Origin of the sequence: Frankia sp. AgB32 (assembly GCF_023243045.1) — a bacterium.
Lineage (GTDB): Bacteria > Actinomycetota > Actinomycetes > Frankiales > Frankiaceae > Frankia.
The window spans coordinates 68988-77007 of the sequence record NZ_JALKFX010000026.1 but is presented as its reverse complement, the minus strand read 5'-3'; the positions used below and the strand labels follow the sequence as shown (position 1 = coordinate 77007).

The following is an 8020-nucleotide window of genomic DNA, read 5'->3' as shown; positions in this document are numbered from 1 at the left end:
GCGCAGGAGTTGATGCCGATAGCGGTCCAGCCGCGGCGGCGGTCGAAGGCGGCGAGCAGGCCGAGCCAGCCGCAGGTCGCGGCGGCGAACCGGCCGGCCCACTGGCAGATCGATGCTTCCACCTCGTCCAGAGGGGCGTTCTCGCCGTCAACACCCATATCGATTCCAGCCGGCGATGGAGGTTTGGTTCGTGGCTGGCCGGTGTCGGCCGAGGGCGGATCGGCGCGGGGCGGGAGCGGGTGGGCGGGGGCGGACAGCAGCGTTGCGGACATCATCACCGGGCCAGGGGTGAGAAGATCAACCGGACAGGGCGATCGTCTCACCCGCCACCGACAGTTTTCGGCCACGCGCAGATCACCATGGGGCGGGCGGACTCCCACTATTCGTGATCAAGGTGTTCCGCGGCGCACTGGCGGCGGCGACGAAGGTCGCCGCGCGCCTGGTTCGGGTTGAGACCGGTCGAGGCGATCAAGGTGTTGCGCGGCACCCCCCCCCCCGCGGGGGGGCCCCCGGGGGGGGGGGGGCGGGGGCCCGGGGGGGGCGGCCCCGGGGGGGGCCCCCCCCCCCCGCCCCCCCCGCGACTGGTTCGGGTTGAGACCGTTCGAGGCGATCAAGGTGTTCCGCGGAACCCCGCCACCGGCGGGAGGACGGACGGCCTGGCAGGGCCGAACCTGAAGCGGCTGTCGCAGGCCTCGGCGTCACGTGCCCCTTACCCGCTCGCATGATCGATACAATGGAGGACGGGCATCCGGGCGGCGTGCTCTGGTGGGGCTGGACGTAGGTTCGATGCACGCGGGAACGTCCGATGGACGCGTGGCAGGTAGCGCAACGCACGGTGCATGCGCGGCGTGACGGCATGAGAAAGAGGGTGCGACGGTGCCGAGGGAGAAGGGGCGCAAAGCGATCGCGCAGAACAAGCGCGCCCGCCATGACTACGACATCCTCGACACCTACGAGGCAGGGCTGGTGCTGCGCGGCACCGAGGTGAAGGCACTGCGGGCCGGCCGTGCCTCCCTGGTGGACGGGTTCGCCCAGATCACCGAGGGCGAGGCCTGGCTGCACAACGTGCACATCCCGGAGTACACCGAGGGCACGTGGACGAATCACGCTCCCCGTCGCAAGCGCAAGATGCTGCTGCACCGCAGTGAGATCGAGAAGCTCGTCGGCAAGACCCAGGAGGGCGGTCTCACTCTCGTCCCCCTCACCCTGTACTGGAAGGACGGCCGGGCGAAGGTCGAGATCGCCTTGGCCCGCGGTCGCAAGGCGTACGACAAGCGGCACGCTCTCGCCGACCGTGACGCCGCCCGTGAGATCAGCCGGGAGATGGGCCGGCGTGTCAAAGGCCGCTACAGCTGACCACCGCGGAGGAACGGACGGCCCAGGACGAGCGGCTGGCCCAGCTTGCGGAACTGCTGACCGTCCGGGGCAGCGAGGTGCTGGCCGCAGCGTCCGCGGTCTATGCCGAGGCGCCGGGCGCGGGCGGTGGCGCCGCAGCGGTCGCCGGGCGGGAGCTGACCGCCGGTGCCAGGCTGCGTGCCGAGGGCGTGCCCGCTGATCTGGTTGCCGCCGCGTTCAGCCAGGCGGAGTTGCGCCAGCGCGCCGCCGTCAAGTTCACTCTCGCTGACCGGATGTTCTTCACTCGAGCCGGGCTCGAACAGGCATCGTCACAGGCCGCCGCGGAGCACCGGGCCAGCCGGTTCGCCGGGCTGCGGCGCCTGGCCGACCTCTGCGCCGGCATCGGCGGCGATGCCGTGGCGCTGGCCACCCACCCGGGACCGGCCTTCGCCGCCCGGGAGCTGCTGCTGGTCGACCGGGATCCGGTGCATCTGTGGATGGCCGCGTACAACACGTCCGTCCACGGCGCCGGGCGGGTCGAGGCGCGGCTGGCAGACGTCCGTGATGTCGATCTTGCCGGCTTCGACGGTGCGTTCGTCGACCCGGCCCGCCGGGCCGGTGCTCGTCGCCTCGGGTCGGGCGCCAGCGAGCCACCGCTGCCGTGGTGCTTCGGTCTGACCAGCCAGGTCCCGGCCGTGGCGGTGAAGGCGGCGCCGGGGTTGGACGTCGCGGGCGTGCCGGCTGACTGGGAGATCGAGTTCGTCGCCGACGGACGTGATCTCAAGGAGGCCGTGCTGTTCTCCGCGGCGTTGGCATCCGCCCCGCGGCGGGCCACGGTCCTGGGCGGCGGCGACGGTGGTAGGCCGGTGAGCCTGGTCGGCGTCCCGGATCCGCCGCAGTCGACGGGGCGCGTCGGTGCGCCCGGTGGCTACCTGTACGACCCCAGCCCGGCCGTCACCAGGGCGGGCCTGGTGGGTGAGCTCGGCCGCCGGCTCGACGCCTGGCAGATCGACCCCATGATTGCCTTTCTGACCTCGGACGAGCCGGTGACGAGTCCGTTCGCCCGGCGGCTGCGGATCGACGCGGAGCTGCCGTTCGACGTGCGCCGGCTCACTGCCGCGCTGCGTGTGCGCGGCATCGGCTCGCTGGAGATACGCCGCCGCGGCCTCGCGGGCGACGTCGAGACCCTGCGGCGGCGCCTTCTGCCGCGCCGCCGCGACCTGGTGCCTGGCGGCCCCGCCGTCACGGTCGTGATGACCAGAATGCGCGGCGAGCCCTGGGCCCTGCTCTGCACCACTGCCGACTCCTGAGCCGTCCCGGGTCGCGGTCGGCCTACTCGCCGCCGGCGACCAGGCCGGTCACGCCGCCGATCGGCGCCCCGCTGAACATCGCCACCGGCGCCGCCAGCCGGCTCCCGCCAGTGCCAGCGCCGCCAGGTCCGCCGACAGCCCCGGTGCGGCATCGGATGTCGCCCGCTACAGCCGCAGTGGCCTGACCGGCGCCGCCACCAGGGCCGGCTGGTTCTTCCAGTCGACGCCGGGGACGTCGATGTAGAGCTCGATCTCGTTGCCGTCCGGGTCGAGGATGTAGAGGCTGTGGGTGACGGTGTGGTCGGACGCGCCGACGATCGCCACTCCGGCCGCCTGGATCTGCGCGAGGACCGCGCGCAGCTCGTCGTCGCTGTCGCCGACCTTCAGCCCGAAGTGGTACAGCCCGAGCCGGCGGCCGGCCGGGACGGCTGCGGCATCCTCGCCGACCTCGATGAGCAGCAGTTCGTGGTGGGTGCGGCCGGCCGAGAAGGCGGCGGCCGGAACCCGCAGCGGGTTGCCGTCGGCGCCCGTCGGGTCCGGGAAGACCTGCTTCCAGCCGAGGACATCGCGATAGAAGGCGATCGAACGCCCGATGTCGCGGACGTAAAGGACCAGATGTCCCAGTTCCTTGATCTCCACGGCGGTACTCCCGGTGAGGCGGTCGGATGCTGTTGCCGGTACAACTGTCGCGCACCGCCAGACATGCCCGGATGCGGCTCGGTGCCCGGCCGACCCCGCTCGCCCCCTGTTGTAGACTCGGGCCGTCAGTGTTGTCGCACCTGGGGGTGATCGGTTTCGACTTCGGATGTCGAGGCAGGGGAAGCGGGCCGAGGATGAGCGGTTATCTCGTAAACGATCCGTTCGAAAAAACAGCTGCCAACAACACGCAGCCCACTGGCTCTTACGCCCTCGCGGCCTAAGTAGTCCAGTCGTCAGCCTGAGAGTTCCTCCGGCTCAGGATCTGGCGTCGCTAGGAGGATCACCAGCTGACCCGGTCGCGGGGACAGCTGGAACATCAAACAGCGACTGGGCCTATGTCAGCTCGCCTGTGTGTCTGACGGGGCCGAGAAACAAGTAGCAGGCTCCGCCCGGAGAAGCCCTGTGTCGGTGCCGGAGGACGCGGGTTCGATTCCCGCCACCTCCACTCGCTTGGTAGGGGCCTGTCCTTTACGGGCAGGCCCCTGACCAGGCCCGAAGCCTCCGCCCTTCACGATCCCGCCGCCGTTGGTTCCGGTGGTGAGGACAGGGTGAGGACAAACCGTTGTGCGCGGGATCGCGGCGGCCACTGTCTCCGCCGCCTGCTGGCCGGTCGACCGCAGCAGATGCGCGTACAGGTTCGCGGTGACCGACGTCGAAGAGTGACCGACGACCTTCGAGGCGATCGTGATGTCGACCCCCTGGGATAGCATGATCGAAACCGAGCCGTGTCGGAGGTCGTGGAGCCGCTTGGGGGAGAGTAACTCCACGCCGATCTCGTCGCCCACCGACAAGGCCGCGGGTAGGGGCTCGGAGAGATGCAGCACCGACCGGGCACCCTGGCGGCTGGTGCCGAGGATGGTCATCTCGCCGATTGGCTCCCGTTCGCGGTAGATGGTCCACGTGCCCTCGGCTGGTCGGTAGCGGGTGCCGATGAGGACTGCGGTCGAGCCGGCCTCGGCCATCACCTTCACTGTTCCGAGTAGGCCGACCCGCCGGGCGATCCGCTGCATCTGCCGGGTCAGGTACTCCGGTGCGAGATGGCGTCCCGATGGATGGGTGAAGATCAGATTTTCGAGCTGAACCGGCCTGCCCTGGTCGTCAGGCAGGATGCCGTTGTTCCAAGCATCTCCTACAGCCTCGCGCTCGCGGTCCTGCTGGAGGCGATGTGCGCCAAGCGAGCCGAGCGTTACCGATGCCAGGTCGACCTTTCGGCGGCCTGACTTCGTTTTCGGCGCCCAGACACCGAGCTGAGACCCGGAGCGGGTGATCTGTTGGCGGACGATCAGCACGCCGGCCGCCTCGTCCAACCCGGTCCAGGTAGCCCCGCACACCTCACCGCGCCGAAGCCCGTGCAAGGCCATCAACTCATACGCTGCGGCGAGCCGATCGGATGCTGCCTCGTCCAGGAAGCGGCCGACCTCCGCCGCTTCCCACGGTTCAACTTCCAGCGTCGAGTACGACGCCAGCTCAACACCCTGCGCCGGATTGAAGTCGAGCTTCCGCTGCCGGACGGCGTCGTTCAGCGCTGTCCGGAGCATCTCCAGGACGTCTTTCACGGTCGCCGGGCCGATGGGCCGCCCCGGACGCTGTTGGGACGTCTCCACCGCGCGCTTCAAGGCCACGTCGATGTGCTCGGCCCGCAGTCCCGTCAGCGGCATGGTGCCCAGGAACGGCGTCAGGTGTAGCCGGATGAACTGCCCGTAGCGTGTCCGGGTCGTCGGCCGCAGTGCGTTCTTCCGGCTCAACCAGTCGTCGAGGTAGCTGGCCACGGTGAGCCGGCCGACGTGCTGCTGACCGGCGCGGACCTTCGCCCACTTCGCGTCGCCGTCGGCTTCGGCCTCCTTCCTCGTCTCACCGCGGAACCGGATCCTGTCGGTCCCGGCCAGGGCCACGAGCTCATGGGGAACCCGGGCCTCGCCGGACCAGAATCCATGACCGCGCTTGTCTCGGTCGGGGCACGTCCCGGCCGGGTACTTCTGCTTCGACTGCGGGTCGCGGCATCCGCACCTGTGCTTGGCGACAATCTTCATGGGCGTCACCGTTCCTTTGCTTGCTCCGTCACTGACATGGTTCGGTTCAAGGGCTGTTGACCTTTGGGCTGCGAAGAATCCCTTCGGGTGTCGCTGGAATATGTTTTAATATTCGCTTTCCCTGGTCGACGAGGCGCATGTAGAGCGTCGCGATTCTGTTCCGCCCGAAAAACAGTCGAGTATGTCGCGGGCGACGGTGGAGGCGCATCGCGAGAGCGCCCGCGCCAACATGATGATCGCTGTGGCGCATGCTTGCCACACTCTCCATTAGATGTGATCTGGGACACATTTTCCGCCATGATGGTAGCGATAGGTAATGGGTGGGGGGTTACCGATGTAATGCGCGGCCGATCGCAGCCAAAAGGCCGAGCTATCACGATCTGATTCGACCTATCACGAGCCATCTCTAGGTAACACGGAGTGCCTACCGTCTCGACGATAGGCGATCGCTGGCAGCGACTGGCAGCAACGCTGAACGGGGCGATCTGCACGTGAATGCGGTGGGAGGTTTCCGGTTGGCGACTACCCTCGGTACGGCGATTGGTGTTACCGCAGTGAACTGGTCGTCGCCTGACCTGCCGCATCGTTGTAACGTGGCGTCATTGGACTGGCCTATCTCATTAAATGGACGCAGGCTCCCGACGCACTCCCGCATGTGCATCGACGTACGTGTTCGGCGCGCCCTTAACGGAGAAGTAGATGTCGCGCAGCGGACTACCCCGACCCGCACCCGAGGATGGCAAGCTCCTGGCTACGAGGCAGTTCGCTGCGGGGCTCAAGATCCCCGAGGGTGTGGACCGCCAGGGGCGGCACCGATGCTATGTGCCGCCGAGCTTCCGAGTTGACGCGGCCGTCCGTCGTCGATGCTCTGAGGTCACCCGACGGTTGGCGGGCCACGAGCAAATCAACGCCGATCGGCGTCGGAGGTCCGCGTGACTGCCTCATCCGCCCTGCCCGGCCGTTTGACCGGCGAGACCCTGCGCCAGCTCCGAGGGCGATGGAGCACCGCGCAGCTTCGGGCTCTGCCGGCGACCGTAGACGTCGAGACCGCCGGCAGTGTGCTCGGCATGGGACTCTGGAAGGCCAGAGCGCTGATCCGCGACGGCAGGTTCCCGACGCCGGTCATCCGCCACGGTCAGCGGTATGTGGTCCCGACAAGACCATTGCTCATGATGCTCGGCGTCGAGCCCGACACCCCATCGGCATGAGTCCTCGCCGGTGACGTCGACATCATGTCGATCCTCCGGGCCGTCCGAGCTGTCCCGGTCGGACCGTGAGAGGTACCGCCGGGCTGTCCCGTTGTGTCGGGAATGCTGCGCCCTGGGTGATGGAATCGGTATTCTTCGCGCTATGTTTGCGGTGAGCGTGGGCGTACGGTCGCGGTAGCGACCCTCGGGGGGAGGATGTGGCTTCGCGGTGACGGAGTTGCCTGGCCTGGTCGGCCGCTACAGCGTGGCGCGGAGGCTGGGGTCCGGCGGGATGGGCGAGGTCTTCCTGGCCTACAGCCCGGCTGGTTCGCCGGTCGCGGTCAAGGTGATCCGTTCTGACCAGCTCGATCCGACAACGCGGGCGCGGTTCGAGCGGGAGGCGCTCCTTGCGCGGACGGTGATCGGGACGAACCGGGTGGCGCGCTTCCTGGACGCGGATCCGTTCGCCGACCGGCCGTGGCTGGCGATGGAGTATGTGCCGGGTCCGACGCTGCTTGATCAGGTGGCGACGCACGGCGTGCTGCCGCCGACGCTGGTGGCGAGTCTGGGCGCGCTGATAGCCGAGGGTTTGGCGGCGGTGCACGCGGCCGGTCTGCTGCACCGGGACCTCAAACCGCAGAACATCGTTCTGGGCGCCGATGGCCCCATGATCATTGATTTTGGCTTGGGTGCGTTCATCGAAGCGCCGCCGGATTCGCTGTCCCAGAGCGGATATGTGGTTGGGTCGGTGCGGTGCATGCCGCCGGAGCAGGCCAGCGGTCGTGGGCAGGTGACGACCGCGGCGGATGTCTACGCGTTCGGCACGATCCTGCTGTACGCGGCGGCGGGCCATTACCCGTATGACGGCGATCTCTGGGAAGTGATCGCGGCCAGGGTGGTGAGCCCGGACGTCGCCCCGGATCTGAGCGGTGTGCCCGGCGTACTCGTTCCGTTGCTGGCCGGGATGCTGGCCCAGGATATGGCGGCACGCCCCTCGGTGGAGGACATCGGTGCCGCCTGCGCCGCTCTCCTGACGGCGGCGGGGACGGCGGCGATGGACGCTCGACTGGCGCTGATCGCCCGGACCGCAGGAGATCAGCCACCGCCGCTGGTCGACGAGGAGGAGGCCGCGGTCTCGCTCGACGGCGCGGTGTCGGACGGCGAGGACGAGCCCAGCCCATTGGACGTGCCACCCGTCGGGCTTTCCGGCGGCGGAGAAGCCAACTCAGAAGTGCCCGACGAAGACGAGCCGGAGACCGGCGGCGAGCCCGAGGGAAACGCCAATGCCGCGCCAGGGTCCGGTCCGGCCCACCAGGCCGCGCCGGCCCAGGGTTCCGGGGGTCGAAAACGGTACCCGTGGAAGGTGGCGGAGCAGTTACGTGCGCAATATGCGATGAGTTCCCAGCTGGTCAGCTCCCGGTAGTAGCGCGCGGCGGCTGGGCTGGGCGGGGCGGTGGAA

The 8020-nt window shown here is 69.0% G+C and carries 6 protein-coding genes, 1 other RNA gene and 1 pseudogene; 6 read left to right on the top strand and 2 right to left on the bottom strand.

What is annotated here, in order from left to right:
- Positions 1–876 precede the first annotated feature (876 nt).
- Positions 877–1356: an SsrA-binding protein SmpB gene (gene smpB / locus MXD60_RS10695; RefSeq protein ID WP_248818864.1), complete on the top strand. Its 480-nt coding sequence runs from the start codon at positions 877–879 to the stop codon at positions 1354–1356.
- A gap of 77 nt (positions 1357–1433) precedes the next feature.
- On the top strand, positions 1434–2645 hold the full coding sequence (locus tag MXD60_RS10690) for a class I SAM-dependent methyltransferase (protein WP_518467710.1): 1212 nt from the start codon (positions 1434–1436) through the stop codon (positions 2643–2645).
- A gap of 165 nt (positions 2646–2810) precedes the next feature.
- Here MXD60_RS10690 and MXD60_RS10685 read toward each other — a convergent pair whose 3' ends face one another.
- Positions 2811–3284: a VOC family protein gene (locus tag MXD60_RS10685; protein ID WP_248818863.1), complete on the bottom strand. Its 474-nt coding sequence runs from the start codon at positions 3282–3284 to the stop codon at positions 2811–2813.
- A 142-nt stretch (positions 3285–3426) separates the two neighbouring features.
- On the opposite strand from MXD60_RS10685, the gene ssrA reads away from it, so the two are divergent.
- Positions 3427–3792: a transfer-messenger RNA gene (gene ssrA / locus MXD60_RS10680) on the top strand.
- A 604-nt stretch (positions 3793–4396) separates the two neighbouring features.
- Positions 4397–4564, top strand: a complete 168-nt coding sequence (locus tag MXD60_RS10670; RefSeq protein ID WP_248818862.1) for a hypothetical protein — start codon at positions 4397–4399, stop codon at positions 4562–4564.
- Between the two features lie 465 nt (positions 4565–5029).
- Here MXD60_RS10670 and MXD60_RS10665 read toward each other — a convergent pair.
- Positions 5030–5374 (bottom strand): annotated as a pseudogene (locus MXD60_RS10665) (site-specific integrase); the annotation flags it as partial.
- A gap of 932 nt (positions 5375–6306) precedes the next feature.
- On the opposite strand from MXD60_RS10665, the gene MXD60_RS10660 reads away from it, so the two are divergent.
- Both MXD60_RS10660 and MXD60_RS10655 read left to right on the top strand, forming a co-directional pair.
- Entirely contained in the window at positions 6307–6582 is a 276-nt protein-coding gene (locus MXD60_RS10660) for a hypothetical protein (RefSeq protein WP_248818861.1), read from the top strand.
- Between the two features lie 208 nt (positions 6583–6790).
- The gene (locus tag MXD60_RS10655) at positions 6791–7984 is read left to right on the top strand and encodes a serine/threonine-protein kinase (protein WP_248818860.1); all 1194 of its coding nucleotides are present in this window, start codon (positions 6791–6793) and stop codon (positions 7982–7984) included.
- Positions 7985–8020 lie beyond the last annotated feature (36 nt).

Coding starts and splice junctions, on each gene's coding strand:
- MXD60_RS10670 (WP_248818862.1), top strand. CDS start 4,397: ATGGGTGAAGATCAGATTTTCGAGCTGAACCGGCCTGCCCTGGTCGTC.